Source organism: Pseudomonas sp. LB3P14 (assembly GCF_054898045.1).
Genome location: NZ_CM142714.1, coordinates 489069 through 507916 on the forward strand (window position 1 = coordinate 489069; position 18848 = coordinate 507916).

At 56.8% G+C, this 18848-nt stretch carries 18 protein-coding genes and 4 pseudogenes; 11 read left to right on the forward strand and 11 right to left on the reverse strand.

Annotated elements, in window-relative coordinates; translation table 11 throughout:
• Positions 1–3: 3 nt before the first annotated feature.
• The gene (locus ACYZT5_RS02330) at positions 4–1092 is read left to right on the forward strand and encodes a polyamine ABC transporter substrate-binding protein (RefSeq protein WP_462049612.1); all 1089 of its coding nucleotides are present in this window, start codon (positions 4–6) and stop codon (positions 1090–1092) included.
• 3 nt (positions 1093–1095) lie between these two features.
• On the opposite strand, the gene ACYZT5_RS02335 is transcribed toward ACYZT5_RS02330, so the two are convergent.
• From ACYZT5_RS02335 to ACYZT5_RS02345, 3 genes and pseudogenes are all read right to left on the reverse strand, one after another.
• Complete coding sequence (locus ACYZT5_RS02335) at positions 1096–1608, reverse strand: DUF6644 family protein (protein ID WP_462049613.1); 513 nt, start codon at positions 1606–1608, stop codon at positions 1096–1098.
• Entirely contained in the window at positions 1608–1958 is a 351-nt protein-coding gene (locus ACYZT5_RS02340) for a DUF6152 family protein (RefSeq protein ID WP_462049614.1), read from the reverse strand. The genes ACYZT5_RS02335 and ACYZT5_RS02340 overlap by 1 nt, the downstream gene beginning before the upstream one ends.
• A 275-nt stretch (positions 1959–2233) precedes the next feature.
• Positions 2234–2512: pseudogene (locus ACYZT5_RS02345) on the reverse strand (chromate transporter); the annotation flags it as partial.
• A gap of 185 nt (positions 2513–2697) precedes the next feature.
• Here ACYZT5_RS02345 and ACYZT5_RS02350 point away from each other — a divergent pair.
• The 3 genes from ACYZT5_RS02350 to ACYZT5_RS02360 are packed head-to-tail and all read left to right on the forward strand — an operon-like array spanning position 2698 to position 5693.
• On the forward strand, positions 2698–3669 hold the full coding sequence (locus ACYZT5_RS02350) for a tripartite tricarboxylate transporter substrate binding protein (RefSeq protein ID WP_462049615.1): 972 nt from the start codon (positions 2698–2700) through the stop codon (positions 3667–3669).
• Positions 3666–4160 (forward strand): tripartite tricarboxylate transporter TctB family protein, encoded by a 495-nt coding sequence (locus ACYZT5_RS02355; RefSeq protein WP_462049616.1) that lies wholly within the window; start codon positions 3666–3668, stop codon positions 4158–4160. Before ACYZT5_RS02350 ends, ACYZT5_RS02355 begins: the two co-directional genes overlap by 4 nt.
• Before the next feature lie 24 nt (positions 4161–4184).
• Positions 4185–5693, forward strand: a complete 1509-nt coding sequence (locus tag ACYZT5_RS02360; RefSeq protein WP_462049617.1) for a tripartite tricarboxylate transporter permease — start codon at positions 4185–4187, stop codon at positions 5691–5693.
• Between the two features lie 61 nt (positions 5694–5754).
• Here the strand turns inward: ACYZT5_RS02360 and ACYZT5_RS02365 are convergent, their stop codons facing one another.
• From ACYZT5_RS02365 to ACYZT5_RS02380, 4 genes are all read right to left on the reverse strand, one after another.
• Positions 5755–6174: an organic hydroperoxide resistance protein gene (locus ACYZT5_RS02365; protein ID WP_462049618.1), complete on the reverse strand. Its 420-nt coding sequence runs from the start codon at positions 6172–6174 to the stop codon at positions 5755–5757.
• Between the two features lie 199 nt (positions 6175–6373).
• The gene (gene msrA, locus ACYZT5_RS02370) at positions 6374–6880 is read right to left on the reverse strand and encodes a peptide-methionine (S)-S-oxide reductase MsrA (RefSeq protein ID WP_462049619.1); all 507 of its coding nucleotides are present in this window, start codon (positions 6878–6880) and stop codon (positions 6374–6376) included.
• 43 nt (positions 6881–6923) lie between these two features.
• A complete protein-coding gene (locus ACYZT5_RS02375; protein WP_462049620.1) occupies positions 6924–7175 on the reverse strand; it encodes a hypothetical protein in 252 nt (83 codons plus the stop codon).
• A gap of 187 nt (positions 7176–7362) precedes the next feature.
• Entirely contained in the window at positions 7363–7794 is a 432-nt protein-coding gene (locus ACYZT5_RS02380; protein ID WP_462049621.1) for a nuclear transport factor 2 family protein, read from the reverse strand.
• 255 nt (positions 7795–8049) lie between these two features.
• On the opposite strand from ACYZT5_RS02380, the gene ACYZT5_RS02385 reads away from it, so the two are divergent.
• From ACYZT5_RS02385 to ACYZT5_RS02405, 5 genes and pseudogenes are all read left to right on the forward strand, one after another.
• Positions 8050–8736, forward strand: a complete 687-nt coding sequence (locus tag ACYZT5_RS02385; protein WP_462052171.1) for a DUF72 domain-containing protein — start codon at positions 8050–8052, stop codon at positions 8734–8736.
• Between the two features lie 6 nt (positions 8737–8742).
• Positions 8743–9261, forward strand: a complete 519-nt coding sequence (locus ACYZT5_RS02390; RefSeq protein ID WP_462049622.1) for a lysophospholipid acyltransferase family protein — start codon at positions 8743–8745, stop codon at positions 9259–9261.
• Positions 9258–10205, forward strand: coding sequence for a phosphatidate cytidylyltransferase (locus ACYZT5_RS02395; protein ID WP_462049623.1), 948 nt, complete (start codon positions 9258–9260; stop codon positions 10203–10205). The genes ACYZT5_RS02390 and ACYZT5_RS02395 overlap by 4 nt, the downstream gene beginning before the upstream one ends.
• Before the next feature lie 224 nt (positions 10206–10429).
• Positions 10430–11077 (forward strand): annotated as a pseudogene (locus ACYZT5_RS02400) (MCP four helix bundle domain-containing protein); the annotation flags it as partial.
• Positions 11078–11386: 309 nt separating this feature from the next.
• A pseudogene (locus tag ACYZT5_RS02405) lies at positions 11387–11983 on the forward strand (methyl-accepting chemotaxis protein); the annotation flags it as partial.
• Positions 11984–11987: 4 nt separating this feature from the next.
• Here the strand turns inward: ACYZT5_RS02405 and ilvD are convergent.
• Positions 11988–13670: a dihydroxy-acid dehydratase gene (gene ilvD, locus ACYZT5_RS02410; RefSeq protein WP_462049624.1), complete on the reverse strand. Its 1683-nt coding sequence runs from the start codon at positions 13668–13670 to the stop codon at positions 11988–11990.
• 385 nt (positions 13671–14055) lie between these two features.
• On the opposite strand from ilvD, the gene mqo reads away from it, so the two are divergent.
• Positions 14056–15702, forward strand: a complete 1647-nt coding sequence (mqo, locus tag ACYZT5_RS02415) for a malate dehydrogenase (quinone) (RefSeq protein WP_462049626.1) — start codon at positions 14056–14058, stop codon at positions 15700–15702.
• A 165-nt stretch (positions 15703–15867) separates the two neighbouring features.
• Here mqo and ACYZT5_RS02420 read toward each other — a convergent pair whose 3' ends face one another.
• Genes ACYZT5_RS02420 through ACYZT5_RS02430 form a run of 3 tightly spaced genes read right to left on the reverse strand, consistent with a single transcriptional unit; the run spans position 15868 to position 17921 of the window.
• Positions 15868–16491 carry a hypothetical protein gene (locus ACYZT5_RS02420; RefSeq protein ID WP_462049627.1) on the reverse strand — a complete coding sequence of 208 codons (624 nt, stop codon included), beginning with the start codon at positions 16489–16491 and terminating at the stop codon, positions 15868–15870.
• Between the two features lie 9 nt (positions 16492–16500).
• Positions 16501–17394 (reverse strand): glycine zipper family protein, encoded by an 894-nt coding sequence (locus ACYZT5_RS02425; protein ID WP_462049628.1) that lies wholly within the window; start codon positions 17392–17394, stop codon positions 16501–16503.
• Positions 17391–17921, reverse strand: coding sequence for a PAAR domain-containing protein (locus ACYZT5_RS02430; protein ID WP_462049629.1), 531 nt, complete (start codon positions 17919–17921; stop codon positions 17391–17393). Before ACYZT5_RS02430 ends, ACYZT5_RS02425 begins: the two co-directional genes overlap by 4 nt.
• A gap of 67 nt (positions 17922–17988) precedes the next feature.
• On the opposite strand from ACYZT5_RS02430, the pseudogene ACYZT5_RS02435 reads away from it, so the two are divergent.
• Positions 17989–18630, forward strand: a pseudogene (locus tag ACYZT5_RS02435) (malate:quinone oxidoreductase); the annotation flags it as partial.
• Positions 18631–18848: the final 218 nt, after the last annotated feature.

Genomic DNA, 18848 nt, shown 5'->3' on the forward strand with positions numbered 1-18848 from the left:
AACATGCGCGTCAATAACATTTCCCTGATGGTCGTGCTGGCGATGTTCTCGGCAGCCACTTACGCCGACGAAGTCGTCAATATTTCGAACTGGAACGGCTATATCGCCGACGACACCTTGACCACGTTCACCCAGGAAACGGGGATCAAGGCAACGTACGACATTCATGACAGCAACGAAGTGCTCGAATCCAAGCTGATGACCGGCAATACCGGCTATGACGTGGTGAGCCCTTCGAACCATTTTCTGTCCCGATTGATAAAAGCCGGGGCGGTTCAAAAGCTCGACAAAAGCCAGCTGCCCAACTGGAAAAACCTTGACCCGGCGTTGATGAAAAAACTCGAGGTCAATGATCCGGGCAACCAATACGGTTATCCGTACATGTGGGGCACCGCGGGTATTGGCTACAACGTCGAGAAGATCAAGGCGATCTTCGGCAACACCGATGTCACCCATTCCTGGGATCTGTTTTTTGATGAAAACAACATGAAAAAGCTGAGCCAGTGCGGGGTAGCGATTATCGATAACCCCACGCAGATCCTGCCGATCACCCTCAATTACCTGGGACTGCCTCCCCACAGCCATGAGCCTGCTGACTATAAGAAAGCTGAGCAGGCGTTACTCAAGATCAGACCTTACGTTCAGTATTTCCACGCCTCCAAGTACATCAGCGATTTGGCGAACGGCAATGTCTGCGCGGTGATTGGTTTCAATGGCGACGTCGTGCAAGCGGCGGCCAGCGCCAAGGAAGCCAACAACGGTATCGACATCGCCTATTCGATCCCTGACGAAGGCTCCACCCTGTGGTTCGACATGGTGGTCATGCCAAAGAGCGCGCCACACGAGAAGAATGGCTACGCCTACATGAACTACCTGCTGACGCCGCAAGTCATTGCCAACATCAGCAACAGCATCCATTACGCCAACCCTAACCTTGCGGCGGATCAGTATGTTGTTCCGGCCGTGAAGCAGGACCTGGCGATTTACCCGCCGACAACTGTGTTGGACAAGTTGTTCACCGTCGAGGAACTCCCCGCTGCCATTGCACGGCTGACTACCCGCCTGTGGACCAAGTTGAAAACCAATACCTGATGATCAGGTGTACGCTAACAGTCGACCGCAGAGAATGACGCTGATCCATAACGCAATCGAAAACAGCGCCTGGGCTTTTGCGATTCCAGGCGCCGCAGCGCCCGTGTTCCACTGGGTGACCGAGCGGTATATCCCGACGTGGAAAAGAGCGGCGTTGACCCCCGCAGTAGCGATCAGGCAAAGCTTCAAGATAAAAACGCCGTTGGAAGCGAAGTCATGGGGATGGGCTGAAAACATCATCAGCCCGGCGGGCACGATCAACAGTAAGGCCGCGATGGACCAGGTCAGGAGGTGGCGCGCCAGGGCCGTCACCGCAATCTCTTTCGACAGCCCGAGCACCCGCAGATCGAACATCACGACAGAGCCGACAAGCACTGCAAATCCAATGATGTGAACCACCTCAACCATCGGATACAGCCACAAGTCGCCGCGCATTGCCGCCCCGAGCTGCGAGTCGCCCACCCAGTCCAGCCAGCTATCCGGACCCGAACCAGCGCTGGTATTGATGGCCTGCATCAGCGTAGCTCTGTGGTTTTGCCGCCGACCGTGATGCGTTCGGCGCGCATTTCATCGGGTTTGTTGCGATTCTGATAGCCGATCACGGTGGCCGTGTTCCCCACACTCAGCATGTCCCGGGAAAGGCCGCGGTTCTCCATGCGCGAAGGTGGTGCCAGGACGACATTCCAGGTTTTGTCTTGCGTTTTGAGGCGCACGAACCCGTGCGGATGGGAGTAACCGGATTCTTCTATCGTGCCGTTCAGCTGCAAGGTGTTGCTGGAATCGTATTCACTCCAGCCGTGATGCGCGAACGCCGCCGTTGCAGCCAGCAAGAGTGACAATCCAATGCTGCCGAGCATGCCTTTCATGACAAGTCTCCTGGTGCAGATCATTGATCAACGTGAGTCCTGACGTACTTTTAACCACTGAGGGTTTTTAGAATAGCCCGACATTTTTCAGCACAGCGCCGAGCAAATGTTTCTGAAGAAGTAGATGTTTGAATATCAATAGCTTGCTTGTCGGCTATCTCTCGTTACTCACAACATGACACTCAACAGCCCCCCCCCCGCGACCCCGCAACCGACAACCACCAGCCACGGTGGGAGTTTCCAGAACATCAGTGCAACCAGGGCAACCAGTGCCGCGTGAAGCCAGCCCAGGCGGCCAGCGCCCCGCGGTATCCCGCCCGAGACAGGCCCAGCGCGATGCCGACCTGACTGCTTGCCGGACCCGGCAGAAATTGGCACAGCGCGACCAAATCCGCATAACTGCGCTCAGTCAGCCAGCGCCGTCGTGTGACGAACTCATCGCGGAAGTAGCCCAGGTGCGCAATGGGCCCGCCGAATGAGGTCAGCCCAAGGCGCAGGAAGATGAGAAACACCGACCACGCGCTGCTGCGGTCATCGGCATGAGTGTTGGCCATGTATTCACCTTCCTGGTTCGAGCGGGTCCGGTTCTATAGTCGAATGACGATAGCGAATTCGTTGAATGCCGTCTCCCTGACCATGGCCTACGCTTATCCGCAGGCCAATGTTCATTGAGCAGGGTTTTCTTCCTGATCGACGTTCACCCGGCACCTATAAAAACAATGCAATCGGGAGACAACTTATGTCCGTTTTGTTCCGTCGATTCAGCCGCTGCATCGCTACGGCCATTACCGCTGCCGCGCTCGCGACACCGGCCTTTGCGCTGGACACCGTCAAGTTCATGGCCCCAGGTTCTGTGGGTGGCGGTTATGACCAGACCGCCAGGGTCCTGGGCAAAGCCTTGATCGAGGCCAAGGTGGCCAAATCCACTACCTTCGAGAACAAGGGCGGAGCAGGGGGGACGTTGGGGCTGGCGCAGTTCGCCAACAGCACCAAGGGCGATCCGGATGCGCTGCTCGTTGTCGGCGCGATCATGGTCGCTGCCATTGAACAGAACAAGCCGCAAATTACCTTGAAGGACGTGACGCCGATTGCCCGGCTGTTTACCGAATACAACGTGATTGCCGTCCGCAAGGAGTCCGAATTCAAAACCCTGGAGGACTTGCTGAAAGTCTTCAAAGACAAGCCGACCAGTATTTCCTGGGGCGGTGGCTCCAAGGGGTCGATCGATCACATCGGCATTGCTGAATTGGCCGCTAAAATGGGTGTTCCGGTCAACAAGGTGAATTACGTCGCCTTCGCGGGTGGGGGGGAAGTCGTTGCTCAGGCATTGGGCGGGCAGATCAAGGTGATCACCGGTGGTTATGCCGAGTTGGGCCAATACATCCGAAACGGCCAGTTCCGTGTACTCGCCATCGGCGCGCCGGAGCGCATTGAAGGCATCGATGCGCCGACCCTCAAGGAGAAAGGCTACGACGTGACCATCGGCAATTGGCGCGGTGTTTACGGTGCCGCAAATCTCACACCTGAGCAGCGCAAAGAAGTGACCGACGCTGTCGTGGCCGCCGCCAACAGCAAAGTCTGGAAAGAAAATATCGAGACCAACAAATGGTCACCCAACGTCCTGACCGGCGATGAGTTCGGCAAATTCGTCGACGAAGAGCATGTGCGGCTGCGTGCGATGCTGGTCGAAGTCGGGCTGATTTCGAAATGACCCAGCCTCGCGCAATAGTGCCGACACAACTGGCGATCGGCGCCGCAGTGATAGCCATCAGCGCAGTGTTGGCGTTCGGCGCGTTTCGGTTTCCTCCCGAGATGGGGTTCGTCATCCTGGGGGCCCACGTCTATCCGTACGCCGTCGCAGTGTTCCTGGGCGCTGTCGGTCTGTTGCTGTGTTACCAGGCAGTCACCGGAGGTTTTCGCGAGTTGACAGACCACGATGACGAATCTGCCAAAGCGCTTCCCGGCGGCAAACTCGGCGCAGCCTGGGTGACCGCAGGACTTGTGGGGGTGGCCGTGCTGATTAACCTCATCGGGTTCGTCTTGGCGGCCGCGCTGCTGTTTGCCTGTTCGGCACGGGGGTTTGGCAGTCGCCGTCCGGTGCGCGACCTCGCCATCGGCATTGCCTTGACCCTGCCGATTTACTGGCTGTTCAACGCCGGGCTAGGGGTTTCCCTGCCGCCCCTTGTCAACGCCTGGATCTGACCCGGGTCGAAGGAGGTAAACAAGGTGGAAACTCTCGCGAACCTGGCCATTGGTTTTTCCGCTGCGCTGACACCGATCAATTTGATGTGGGGCTTTATCGGCTGTTTGCTCGGCACCGCCATTGGTGTCTTGCCGGGTATTGGACCGGCGCTGACCGTTGCGCTGCTGCTGCCGATTACCGCCAAGGTCGATCCTACGGGCGCCTTGATCATGTTCGCCGGTATCTATTACGGCGCGCAGTTTGGCGGCTCGACCACTTCCATCCTGCTCAATACACCTGGGGAATCATCCTCCATGGTCACGGCCCTGGAAGGCAATCTCATGGCTCGAAACGGTCGGGCAGGGCCGGCATTGGCAACGGCCGCGATAGGCTCATTTGTGGCCGGCACCATCGCGACGGTGTTGCTGACCCTGTTTGCTCCCCTTGTCGCCACGCTGGCGCTCAAGTTTGGTCCGGCAGAATATTTCGCGATTCTGGTGCTGTCCTTCACGACGGTGTCTGCGGTACTCGGTGCTTCAATGCTGCGCGGTTTCGCCTCGCTCGGGATTGGGCTGACCATCGGCTTGATCGGCCTGGACTCGACCTCGGGCATTGCCCGCTACACCTTGGGGGTGCCGGAGTTGGTGGATGGCATCGAAGTCGTGCTCGTGGCGGTCGGGTTGTTTGCCGTAGGCGAGGCCTTGTACAGCCTGCTTTATCAAAAGGAAGAAGCGTCCGGTCGGCACCGCTTGACGTCGTTGTGGATGTCGCGCTCTGACTGGAAACGCTCGGTCCCCGCCTGGCTACGGGGCACGTTGATCGGTTTTCCATTCGGCTCGATTCCGGCCGGTGGCGCTGAAATTCCGACGTTCCTGTCCTATTCGGCGGAACGCAAACTGAGCAAATACCCGAAAGAGTTTGCAGGCAGCAAGGGCGAGGGCGCGATTGAGGGGGTTGCCGGTCCCGAGGCGGCCAACAACGCGAGCGCGACGGGTTCTTTGGTACCGCTGCTGACGCTCGGTATACCGACGTCCGCCACCGCGGCGATTCTGTTGGCCGCGTTCCAGAACTACAACCTGCAACCGGGCCCGATGCTCTTCCAGACGTCGGGGGAGTTGGTTTGGACCCTGGTGGCCTCGCTGTATGTCGGCAACGTGATCCTGTTGGTGTTGAACCTCCCGTTGGTGGGCCTTTGGGTCAAGCTCCTGCAGATTCCCCGGCCGTACCTGAACGCTGGCATTCTGGTGTTTGCCACCATCGGTGTGTACGGCATGCGCCACTCTTCCTTCGACCTGTTGCTGATGTTGGCCATTGGTTGGGGCGGGGTATTGATGCGCCGTTTCGATTTCCCCGTCGCGCCCGTGATCGTCGGCATGCTGCTCGGGCCCATGGCTGAAAAGCAGCTGCGCAACGCCTTGTCCATCAGCGAGGGAGACTGGCTGGTGTTTGTCACGCAACCGATATCGGCCACTTTCCTCGCGCTAACGCTGCTGGTGCTGGTGGTGCCGCATCTGCTTCACGCCCGCGGTATCAAGTTGCATGAGGACGATTGAGCGGCTTGCAGCCATTGCCAGCACAGCCTGCCGGGAAGGCAGGCCGCACGGGGTACTTTGGTTAAACCAGATTGATCGTGACGTCGATGTTGCCACGGGTCGCTTTGGAGTACGGGCACCTCTGGTGTGCGCCATCCACCACCGCCCGTGCGACGGCAGGGTCCAGGCCCGGAAGGCTTACATTGAGGCGCGCCTGCAGGAAAAAGGCGTCTTCGGTCTTGCCCAGGTCCACTTCGGCATCGACGGCGACGTCGGTCGGCAGAGTCACCTTCAATGCGGCAGCCGTCTTACCCATTGCACCGATAAAACAAGCCGACCAACCTGCCGCCAGCAGCTGTTCGGGATTAGTGCCACTCCCTGACGAACCCGGGGCGGAAAGCTTGACGTCCAAACGTGCATCGTCGCTTCGCGACTCGCCGTTACGGCCTCCGGTCGTGTGGGTCTTGCCGGTATAAAGCACGGTGTCGATTTCATTGATCATGGGGTGGCTCCTGCTTGGGTGTTGGGCTCTTAAACCTTATGTCGCCGGGTTCATCTGAGAACGCCAGGTTTGCGACGCCACCCACTTTTTCACCTTCATGTACTGCGTTTGTGTCTTGATCCGGGGGTTGTGTATCGCTGTGTAAGATCGCCGACGAAAATACAGAGCGATACAACTCTTCCTGCCATTTGCCGCACCATCACCCTCGTTTGGGCAGTTTCCAGTCTGGTCGTATGAAATGGCAGGTGTAACCGTTGGGATAATGTTCGAGGTAGTCCTGATGTTCCGGCTCTGCTTCCCAGAATGGGCCTGCGGGCAGGATTTCAGTGACGACCTTGTCGGGCCACAAGCCGGATGCATCAGCGTCGGCCACCGTGTCCTCGGCCACCTGTTTCTGTTTGTCGTCGAGATAGAAGAGCGCCGAGCGGTAGCTCATACCCACATCGTTACCCTGACGATTCTTCGTTGTCGGGTCGTGGATCTGGAAGAAAAACTCGAGGATCTGACGATAGGTGATCTGGTCCGGATCGAACACGATCTCGATCGCTTCCGCGTGCGTGCCATGGTTCCGATAAGTTGCGTTGGGCACATCACCGCCCGAATAGCCTACCCGTGTGGACAGCACGCCGGGGTAACGTCTTAGCAAATCCTGCATTCCCCAGAAGCAGCCACCGGCCAGGATGGCAGTTTCAGTTCGCGTCGTCATAGTACGGTCCCTCCCATCAGTGAATTTAGCTTCGCCGCATCGATCATAACCACGATTCAGCAACACGGCGGTCCAGCGCTTCCCAATCAGCCATGCCCAACACCCTGGTCGTGTTGAGGCCCCGCAGATAACCCCTGAGCTGATTTGCCGATGCACGCCGCTCGTCAGAGTGGGCATTATCGTCGTGTAGCGCTTGCTCGTAGAGCTGCAGGTACTCGGCCACCCGGTCGCGGAACTCCGGCAACACGGCTTCAAGAATCAAGTCGAAAGTCCGCAGCTTCTGATTGACGTTCACGGTGTCATCCCAGGAGAGTTTGAGGGCTGGTGTCTTGTTTGAAGGATCAGGTATCAATGTACCTCAAATGGTTTCGCCCACTCCGAAAATGCGCCCTTGGAATCAGGCCAGAACAGCGAAGAGCAAAAGGAGAAAGTAGGGGACACCCATAGCCTGGCTAGTGGATGTCCTCCTGGTTACGCAGAAATCAGAACTTGAACGCTTGTCGACCTACCAGCAACCAGTGGCCTTTCTGTTTTTGCCAAATCTGGAAGTTCTCGATTTCGGTTGGCACCACTTCGGTGCCCTTGAGCGCTTGTGCCGAGAAGTGATGGCGGACCAACGCCACGTCACCCGACACGGTGATGGTCTGGTTCTGCATCTCTAGCGTTTTGAAGGCGCTTTTGCCGGTTTCGATATCGGCGATGAATTCTTTCTTGTCCTGGATCTTCCCGCTGGAATGCCCGTAGGTCAGGTTCTCGGCGGTCAGTGCTTTCAGTTCGGCAATGTTCTTGTTCAACATGGCTTGCGTCAGATGGTCTACGGCTTGCGCAACGTCCTTGTCCCCGGAAGCAGGCGCGGCGGCTACGTAGCCACTGAAGAGGCACAAAAATCCGATCAGCAATTTCACTTTTTTCATGGGTGTTTCCTTGTTGTTGTGGGTAGTCAGAACGAGAGCGAAGCCCATCACTCATCGGTCATCGTACAACCTAGCATGCAGCCGAGGAAAAAACGAACTTGTGTTGAGGGCTTGTCTCGAAGTTAGAGGTCGGAACAGTGCTCCGAAAAACGGTGCTCCGAAAAATGAAGGTGAAAACACTTGGCTGGGGCGAATCCGGGTTCGTTGTTTTACATCGGTTGTGCGGGCTGGAATCTGCCTCGTGAGCACTGGCCGATGTTTCCTGCCCACGGCACGCATTTGCAGCGGTACGCGTCGCAACTGACGGCGGTAGAAATCAACAGCTCGTTTTATCGCCCGCATCGGCCGCAAACGTATTCACGCTGGGCACAGGCGGTACCGGAGTCGTTCCGCTTTTCGGTCAAGGTGCCCAAGCTCATCACTCATGTTCAGCGATTACAGGGTTGTGAGCGGCTGCTGGACGAGTTTCTCTCCCAGTGCACGGCGCTTGGCGATTCGTTGGGTTGTCTTCTGGTTCAGTTGCCGCCGTCACTGGCTTACGACGAAGGCATCGCCACAGACTTTTTCCTGGCGCTGCGGCAACGTTATGCAGGGGCTTTGGTCCTTGAACCTCGGCATGAAACCTGGCTGAACGCAGACGCTTTGTTAATCGAGCAGCGCGTCGGGCGGGTCGCGGCTGATCCGTCGCCGATGACAGGCGGGGGGACACCAGGAGGCTGGCCTGGAATCCAATACTGGCGGCTGCATGGCTCTCCACGCATCTATCACAGTAACTACGAGCCGGATCGATTGCAGGCGTTGGCGCAGCACGTGCAAAACGCGGCGCAGGCGGGGATTACCACCTGGTGCATCTTCGATAACACCGCCAGCGGTTTTGCACTGGGCAATGCCCTGACCCTGCAGGCCTGCATCGACACGTTCGGTATTGCTGACGGTTCCTGACAGCTCATGAACAACCCAAAAACCCAACCGAAGCAAAGTCTCTATATTGCTGGGTGGGGAAGGCGCGACTCGCCACTGCACTGCAACCTGCAGTTACTGAAGCCGATTGCCGCTGCCGATTACTGGGGAAAGAACCGGTTTCTGTCGTACATCTCCCAGAAAGGGCTGAATGCCGTGCTGATTGACCGTAAACCGGCGCCCGGTAAAAACGCGCTGGAGCCCATTTTTGAGGTGGTTCAGGCTGGCCATTCGATCATCTTCTTTCCAGAAGGCACTCGATCATCCGAGGCACTGCCCGGGGAATTCAAATCAGGTCTTTACCGGTTGAGCGAGACTTTTCCCGATGTCGACCTGGTGCCTATCTACCTGGAAAACCTTCATCGCTCCATGCCCAAAGGCAAACACGTCCCTCTGCCTATCATCTGCACGATCCGTATCGGCAACCCGATGGAAAGGATGGCTGGCGAGGACAAACAGGCGTTCCTGGAGCGCGCGCGTGACGCCATTGTGGGGCTGTCGAAATGAGTCTTGAAGCTAAGTTTTTGTGGTTCTTTTTTGGATTGGCCTGCTTGCTGGCGATTGCTTCGCTCGCCGGTCGACTGCTGGCCATGCGGGCCAAAACAGAAGGCGCTGTCTCGACCATCGAAAACCTGAATCAGCGAGTGAATGCCTGGTGGGGGATGGTCATCATCTTCTTTGTTTCCTACCTGCTTGGCGGCAATGCAACGGTCGTCCTGTTCGGTTTCATCTCACTGTTTGCGCTCAGGGAGTTCATCACCCTGACGCCGACCAGGCTCGGTGACCATAACGCGCTGTTTTCGGCGTTTTTCATCCTGATTCCGCTGCAATACATTCTGATCGGTACTCACTGGTATTCGATGTTCACGCTCCTGATTCCGGTGTATTCATTCCTGCTTTTACCGGCGATTGCGGTGCTGAGCCAGGACACTGACGCCTTCCTGGAAAGGACGGCAAAGATCCAGTGGGGCGTGATGATCTGCATTTATTGCATCAGCCATGCGCCAGCGCTTTTGCTGTTGGATCTGCAAGGATTCACGGGCCAAAACGCACTTTTGCTGTTCTACCTGGTGTTCGTCGTTCAGCTGAGTGACGTGTTGCAGTACGTGTTTGGGAAGATCTTCGGCAAGCACAAGGTCGCGCCGCTGGTGAGTCCGTCAAAAACGGTGGAGGGACTGGTGGGAGGAGGCCTGTCTGCAACGCTGATGGGTGGGTGCATGTTCTGGATGACCCCCTTCAGTTTCTGGCAATCACTGATGATGTCGTTCGTCATCGTGGTGATGGGTTTCCTGGGTGGTCTGGTCATGTCGGCGATCAAACGCAGTTTGAGCGCCAAGGACTGGGGGACCATGATCAAAGGTCACGGCGGTATGCTCGACCGGATGGACTCGATTTGCTTCGCGGCGCCGATCTTCTTTCACCTCACGCGATACTTCTTCTCTGCTGCTTGATTCGGGCGCAATCAAAACCGGCAAGACATACCGCATGTCGTAAAGACATGCGCGTAGGGATATTCGCTTCAATAACCGCTCGTGCCAGTCGATAACCTCTTCAGCAAACCAATCCGCAGTTGGCTTTACGCAACTGACAAACGTGCCGAGAGAGGATCCACAGAGTGTCCATAAAATTACGTTTGATTCTGCTGATTGGCACTGGCTTGCTCACTGCGCTGATCATGAGCCTGGTCAGTTATCTGGGAAACACCCAGGTGGCTGAAGCGGTGAATGACAACGAGGTCAGTATGACTGCGCTGCGCAATCACCTCGAAGCCGACATGATGCACGACGCGCTACGCGCCGACGTGCTGTCCTCGATGCTGGTCGGGCTGGGTAAAAGCACCAGCAGCAAAGCCGAGGTGCGCAGCTCCATCGAGGAACATGCGGCGCATTTTCGTGAAATGCTCGCTGAAAACCTCAAGCTGCCGGTCAACGACACCCTTAAAGCGGGCCTGAACAAGATCAAGCCCAGCCTCGATACCTACATCAGCGCGGCTGAACGGATTGTCGGGCTGGCGCTGGAAAATCCGGAGGCCGCGCAGCAACAACTGGGCAGTTTCAGTACCGTATTCAGCCAGCTGGAAGACCAGATGGCCGCCCTCAGTGAACTGATCGAAACCAACACCCGACAGACCAGCCAGAGCACTCAGCAAGCCATCAGCAATGCCAACTTCGCCCTTGGCGGCGTACTGATTGCCAGCCTGTTATTGCTGCTCGCCCAGGGACGCTGGGTGATTCTGAGCATCTTGGGGCCGTTGCAGACCGCCAGCCGCATCGCCAACAGCATCGCCCAAGGCAACCTGAGCGAACCGATTGTCGAGCCCACTCAGAAGGACGAAGCCAGCGCGCTGATTCGCAGCCTGGCGACCATGCAGCGCGACCTGCGCGGCATGATCGAAGTCGTGCGCAGCAACGCCCACGGCGTGAGTGGCATGAGCGAGCAATTGAGCAGTGGCTGTCACGAAGTGGCCGGTAGCAGTCAGCAGCAAAGCGTGGCAGCCAGCACCATGGCGGCTGCAGCCAGTGAAATGACCGCGAGCATCGAGGAAGTCACCCGGCATGCCGAGCGTGCGCTGAACATGGCCAACCAGGCCGAGGCACTGGCCAAGGATGGCGGTCGGGTGATCCATCAGGTGGTCAACGACATGGACGGTATTGCGCGTTCGGCGCAGCAGTCGGCCCAGGTGATCCGCACGCTGGACAAGGAGTCCGAGGGGATTTTCAGCATCATCCAGGTGATTAAGGGCATCGCCGATCAAACCAACCTGCTGGCGCTCAACGCCGCGATCGAAGCCGCTCGCGCCGGTGAGCAAGGGCGTGGTTTTGCCGTGGTGGCCGACGAAGTACGAAGCCTGGCGGGACGCACCAGCGCCTCCACCCAGGAAATTGCCACGATGGTTTCACGCATCCAGCAAAGCACCCGCGAGGCGGTGACCAGCATGGAGGCGGGCGTGGCGCAGGTCGATAAAGGCATGGCCGTGACCGCCGACGTCGAGCGCGCCATCCGCGAAATCCTCGACGCCACGCTGAACACCACTCAGCTGGTCAATGACATTACCCGCACCATCGGTGAGCAGAGCCTGGCCAGCAATGAAATCGCCCATCAGGTCGAAATGATTGCCGGCATGTCCGAAGGCAACAGCAAGGTCATTGGCCGGACCGCCACCACCACCGACGAACTGTCCACCCTGGCGGGCAAACTCTCGCAGTCGGTGGATCGGTTTCGGCTTTGAGGCGTTAGAGGTATTTATCCGTCACGGCGCCTTCCGAGGCGCTGGACACGGTCTTCGCGTACTTGGCCAGCACCCCGCGTTTGTACTTGGATTCCGGGCGCACCCAGCGGGTTTTGCGCTCGGCCAGTTCGGCGTCGGAGACATCGACCGTAATCTGCCGGGTTTCGGCGTCGATGGTGATCTTGTCGCCGTCTTCAATCAGCGCGATCGGCCCGCCATCAAAGGCTTCGGGCGTGATATGCCCTACCACAAACCCATGTGAACCGCCGGAGAAGCGGCCGTCGGTGATGAGCGCAACGTCCTTGCCCAACCCCTTGCCCATGACCGCCGACGTCGGCGAAAGCATTTCGCGCATGCCGGGCCCTCCCTTGGGGCCTTCGTAGCGGATCACGATCACATCGCCGGCCTTGACTTCGCCGTTGAGAATGCCGGCCAACGCACCTTCCTCGCCGTGATACACACGAGCCGTGCCTTCAAAGCGCAGGCCTTCCTTGCCGGTGATCTTGGCCACCGCGCCGGTGGGCGAGAGGTTGCCGCGCAGCACCACCAAGTGCGAGTCCTTTTTGATCGGCTGGTCGAAGGGCAGGATCACGTCCTGACCCTCGGGGTAGTCGGGTACGCTCTCCAGGTTTTCGGCCAGCGTTTTGCCGGTGACCGTCAGCGCATCGCCATGCAGCATGCCGGCGGCGAGCATGCGCTTCATCAGCGGCTGGATGCCGCCGATGGCAACCAGTTCGCTCATCATGTATTTGCCGCTGGGACGCAGGTCGGCCACCACCGGGGAAACCTTGCCCAGCTCGACGAAATCATCCAGCGTCAGCTCGACATCCACGGCATGCGCCATGGCCAGAAGATGCAGCACGGCATTGGTCGAGCCGGCGAGGGCGATCACAACCCGAATCGCATTTTCAAAGGCCTTGCGGGTCATGATGTCGCGCGGTTTGAGGTCCAGCTTGAGCAGCTTCATGACCTGCTGGCCAGCGCGGAAACTGTCCGAGGCCTTGTCGCTGCCGACGGCGTCCTGAGAGCTGGAACCGGGCAGGCTCATGCCCAGCGCTTCAATGGCGGAAGCCATGGTGTTGGCCGTGTACATGCCGCCGCACGAGCCGGGGCCGGGAATCGCCACTTCCTCGATCTGCTTGACCTGAATCTCGCTGATATCCCCCCGCGCGTGCTGACCCACGGCCTCGAACACGGAGATAATATCGGTGTGGCCGGCGCCCGGCCGGATGGTGCCGCCATACACGAAGATGGAAGGGCGATTCAGCCGCGCCATACCGATCAGGCAGCCCGGCATGTTCTTGTCACAACCGCCCACGGTCACCAGACCGTCAAAGCCTTCGCAGCCGGCCACGACTTCAATGGAATCGGCGATCACTTCACGCGACACCAGCGAATACTTCATGCCTTCAGTGCCGTTGGCGATGCCGTCGGAAATGGTGATCGTGTTGAAAATGACGCCCTTGGCGCCAGCGGCATTCGCGCCTTTTTCGGCTTCAATGGCCAGCTTGTCGATGTGCATGTTGCAGGGCGTGACCATCGCCCATGTGGAGGCGATGCCGATCTGCGGTTTTTTGAAGTCTTCGTCCGTGAAACCCACGGCCCGCAGCATCGAGCGGCCGGGCGCGCGCTCCACGCCGTCGACCACTTGGGAGGAATATTTGCGCAAATCGTCTTTGTCGCTCATGACTGCTCCTCACAGGCTCGTCGAGAAAATCAGGATGAGTATAGTGGGCTCAGCGCCCGTGCCCGGACTATCAAGTCGGGAACAGACGCGCGGGTTTGTCCGGTCGTGATATTCTTCGCCCTAACTTGCTTTGACCTATTCAGTTTGCGCGTCCTTGAGACGCGCCAACAGAATCACTGTCGCTCAAGTAGCTGAAGCCAATAAAGATAAAAAGTCAGTTCAGTAGGGACATATAAACTGAGGTCGATGGAGACACGTCGGCCTTGTGTGCCCACCCTCCAATCGTCATGTGCGAGCACCCACGACATCCTGCCTGAATGCCGTAAACAAGGGGCTCGTAAGTGAAGATGGAAGGGCGGATGGCGTTTTATCATAGGTGCTACACATGTTTAAAAAAATGAACACGGCCCTGCTGGGGCTGGCTTTGTCGATGGGGATCGCGTCCGCTCACGCGGAAGAGGCAAAGAAAGTCGATGTGCTGCTCATTGGCGGCGGCATCATGAGCGCGACCCTGGGTGTTTGGCTCAATGAACTGGAACCCGATCTGTCGATGGAAATGGTCGAGCGCCTCGACGGCGTCGCCCTGGAAAGCTCCAATGGCTGGAACAACGCCGGTACCGGTCACTCCGCCCTGGCCGAGTTGAACTACACCCCGGAAGACGAGAACGGTAAAGTTCAGATCCCGAAAGCCGTTGAAATCAACGAGGCCTTCCAGATCTCCCGTCAGTTCTGGGCCTGGCAGGTTCAGCAAGGCGTGCTGAAAAACCCGCGTTCGTTCATCAACTCCACGCCGCACATGAGCTTTGTGTGGGGCGATGACAACATCAAGTTCCTGAAAAAGCGCTACGAAGCCCTGCAAGCGAGCCCGCTGTTCGCCGGCATGCAGTACTCCGAAGACCCGGCTGTGATCAAGAAGTGGGTTCCGCTGATGATGGAAGGGCGTGACCCGAACCAGAAAGTCGCGGCCACCTGGACCCCGATCGGCACCGACGTCAACTTTGGCGAGATCACCCGCCAGTTCGTTGCGCACCTGCAAACCACGCCAAAGTTCGACTTGAAACTGTCTAGCGAAGTGCAAGACATCACCAAGAACGAAGACGGCAGCTGGCGCGTCAGCTACAAAAACCTGAAAGATGGCACCAAAACCGAAACCGACGCCAAGTTCGTGTTCATCGGCGCGGGCGGCGGTGCACTGCACCTGCTGCAGAAGTCCGGCATTCCTGAAGCCAAGGAATACGCAGGCTTCCCGGTAGGCGGCTCGTTCCTGGTCACCGAAAACCCGACCATCGCCGAGCAACACCTGGCCAAGGCCTACGGCAAAGCCTCCGTTGGCGCACCGCCAATGTCGGTTCCGCACCTGGACACCCGTGTTCTGGACGGCAAGCGCGTCATCCTGTTTGGCCCATTCGCGACCTTCAGCACCAAGTTCCTGAAAGAAGGCTCGTACCTGGACCTGCTGACCACCACCACCACGCACAACGTGTGGCCAATGACCAAAGTCGGCATCAAGGAATACCCGCTGGTCGAGTACCTTGCTGGTCAACTGATGCTGTCTGACGAAGACCGCCTCAACGCCTTGAAAGAATACTTCCCGAACGCCAAGGCTGAAGACTGGCGTCTGTGGCAAGCCGGCCAACGCGTGCAGATCATCAAGCGTGATGAAGCTGCCGGTGGCGTGCTGAAGTTGGGTACTGAAATCGTTGCTTCCGCAGACGGCACCATCGCTGGTTTGCTGGGCGCATCGCCGGGCGCTTCGACGGCTGCACCGATCATGCTGACCGTGCTGCAGAAAGTGTTCAAGGACAAGGTTGCAACGCCTGCCTGGCAGGAAAAGCTGCATCAGATCGTGCCGAGTTATGGCACTCAACTGAATGGCAGTCCTGAGAAGGTTGCAGAGGAGTGGGCTTACACCGCCAAGGTGTTGCAGCTGACTCCGCCGCCGGTGATTGGCCAAGCGGTGGCTCCGGCTGCTGCTCCGGCTGAAGCGCCTAAGGCGCCGAAGGCTAAAGCTGCTAGTGACATGGCTCTGTAACTAGAGGCGTCATCGAAAAGCCCACTGAACCGGTGACGGTCAGTGGGCTTTTTTGTGTCTGGTATTCAGCACTTGCTGGCCGCGCAAATCTCAAGACTGACACCGTTCCTGTGGCGAGGGAGCTTGCTCCCACTGGGCTGCGGAGCAGACCTGAACACGTCAGATTCACTCATCGTCGTACATCAAATTCAGGCTTTCTATCCATTCATCTGTAGCTTCGAATCTTGCGTAATACTCCTGTTTTTCTAAATCACTCAATCGAGTGAAGAAGGGAAGGAAGTAATTGTCATTGTAGTAACCCTGAGCGCCTTGCATATCACCTCCCCACCAGGAAGGGTTGTACCCCTCGAATGCGGTCCATGGTGGAGGCGTGGCGAATTTCTCGCCCAAAATAACACTCATAAAATCAATACTGTTCGTAACCATTCGAACAGTTGTTGAGTTGAATTCTCTCGTGGAGGAAAAAAATACTAACTGCTCATTTCTTTCATCGTTTACATATTGCTTTGCAGGTAAATCATTGAACATCTTTTCAGATTTGTATTTAAAATTTAACTCGACGAGAGTCAAAAAAATATGAGTGTCTTCGTTGTCAATTAAAAAGGAAGAATAAAAGGCTGGGATGCCCAGTCTTTCTAAAGACGCTACTTTTGGATACTCGGGTAGCCGATTAAATATGCTTGTTGAAGAGACAGTAAAAATAGATTTTAGTTCTGAAACGGTATATCCGGCAATTTGCTCTTCTGGCTCTTGCTTCATGAAGGATTTTAAACGACTAAAAAAACTCATAACCAGGCCTCAGTCTTGTACGTAATCAGTAAGCCAGGTAGCACCCAAGTAACCCGCCGTACCGAAGATAATTCCGCCGACAGCAGCGCTAACAATTGCTCCGGGGCCCGTTTCAATACCGACAGCGGCACCTACCGCCAGACCAATCCGTCCTCCCGCGATTGCGGCGCCCCAACCTCCAGCCTGCTTGACTACTTCGACAGAGATCGGTTTGACGCTATTTTGCTTGATTGACTCATCTGTAGCCAATTTCAAGTCATAGGCGGTAAACCCAATGGCAAAAACCCTTGCCACTCTAGCGCCGTTAATCAACAGGGTTGTGGCTTTATAGGATCCTGGGGTAAAGACTGCTTTAGCCGGTACTTTTTCAGCGTGAACCAATACCTCCTTATCTATGTTTTTTACCCATTCTGCAATTTGTTCAATTTGAGCTATTTTCTTAGGGGCGACTTTTTTATATTCCTCGAGGGATTTCAATATTTCTTCGGTGGTAACAAGCTTTGCGCCGGCAGCTTTTGCTTTTTCTATATCAATGTAAACAGTCTTGCCCTCGAATCGCGGCGAACCCTTTGGGAATTCAGAACTGGTAGAGAGATAGCTGGATGGATATTTTCTGCTGCTAAAAACGTGCTCAGCTACTGTGGCGTTAGATTTCGGATCAATAGGTAACATGCCAAATTTTTCCGGCCATACCTCGTGTTTGATTTGAAATGCCGGAAGGTTCTTTGCGACAAGATGAGGATTATCTGGCGAAGAGTAGATTTTGCGAACCAGAAAGCCATCTTTACCTATTTCATCAACGACAACGAATAAGTGAATGTTGGCAGGCATTGAATAACCAGGCACATTGCTAACCGACCCGGCCTGTTGATTTGTAGGGACCTTACAAGAGAACTCGGTCATGCATCGCCCCACTTTTCAAGCGCGGCAACGCCCGTGGTGATTTCAAGTATTTCCTGTTTCTTTGTAGTAATTCGTGGTGTATGCCCTGATTCGTCAGAAAAACCGGTGTAAACCCGACCCGCCTCATCTTTGATGTGATAAGGCACATGGGCGAGAGGCTGGCCGTCGCTTCCGAGAATACGAAACTGCTCATTAAATGGCTGCAGCCACAGCGGCATCGGTAAAGGCGGGACGAAACCCGCTGGCGTGTGGGAATTGCCTATGATCACCGTTCCGGAGCCACTCACAACGTTATTGCCATGGGCACCGACGCTGCCCACAGTTGCGGCGGGTTTGCCGTTAATAAGAACGGTAGAGGCGACCTCCCCGACAATGGGGCTGCCGCACGCACTTTTGTCGTCTTGTCGAGCAGCAGCCAAACCTTCAAAGAAAACATCGGGGGAGCCTGCGACGATGGGGTTAACCCCATGGCCGGGAAGCGGACAGCTAGTAGGGTCCGTGACTCGGGCAGCAGGTTTGCCAGCCATTTTGAACATCCTTGTAAAATGTGGAGTGGAGGATTGTTACACAAAGAATCTGCTGACAACCATGGCTATCCTTTTTAGCCCATTCGCGACCTTCAGCACCAAGTTCCTGAAAGAAGGCTCGTACCTGGACCTGCTGACCACCACCACCACGCACAACGTGTGGCCAATGACCAAAGTCGGCATCAAGGAATACCCGCTGGTCGAGTACCTTGCTGGTCAACTGATGCTGTCTGACGAAGACCGCCTCAACGCCTTGAAAGAATACTTCCCGAACGCCAAGGCTGAAGACTGGCGTCTGTGGCAAGCCGGCCAACGCGTGCAGATCATCAAGCGTGATGAAGCTGCCGGTGGCGTGCTGAAGTTGGGTACTGAAATCGTTGCTTCCGCAGACGGCACCATCGCTGGTTTGCTGGGCGCATCGCCGGGCGCTTCGACGGCTGCACCGATCATGCTGACCGTGCTGCAGAAAGTGTTCAAGGACAAGGTTGCAACGCCTGCCTGGCAGGAAAAGCTGCATCAGATCGTGCCGAGTTATGGCACTCAACTGAATGGCAGTCCTGAGAAGGTTGCAGAGGAGTGGGCTTACACCGCCAAGGTGTTGCAGCTGACTCCGCCGCCGGTGATTGGCCAAGCGGTGGCTCCGGCTGCTGCTCCGGCTGAAGCGCCTAAGGCGCCGAAGGCTAAAGCTGCTAGTGACATGGCTCTGTAACTAGAGGCGTCATCGAAAAGCCCACTGAACCGGTGACGGTCAGTGGGCTTTTTTGTGGGAGGGGTTTGAAGGCTATACAGGTTGGCTCACCACTCTGATCCGTATTTTTTGCTATCTGCACCCGAAACAGCGTCCGTGACTTGAGTTCGAGCCTCACCTTCAATGAAGCGTTTCATGATCGTCCCCCTTCGCGAACTTCCCGAAAGCCTCGACGATTA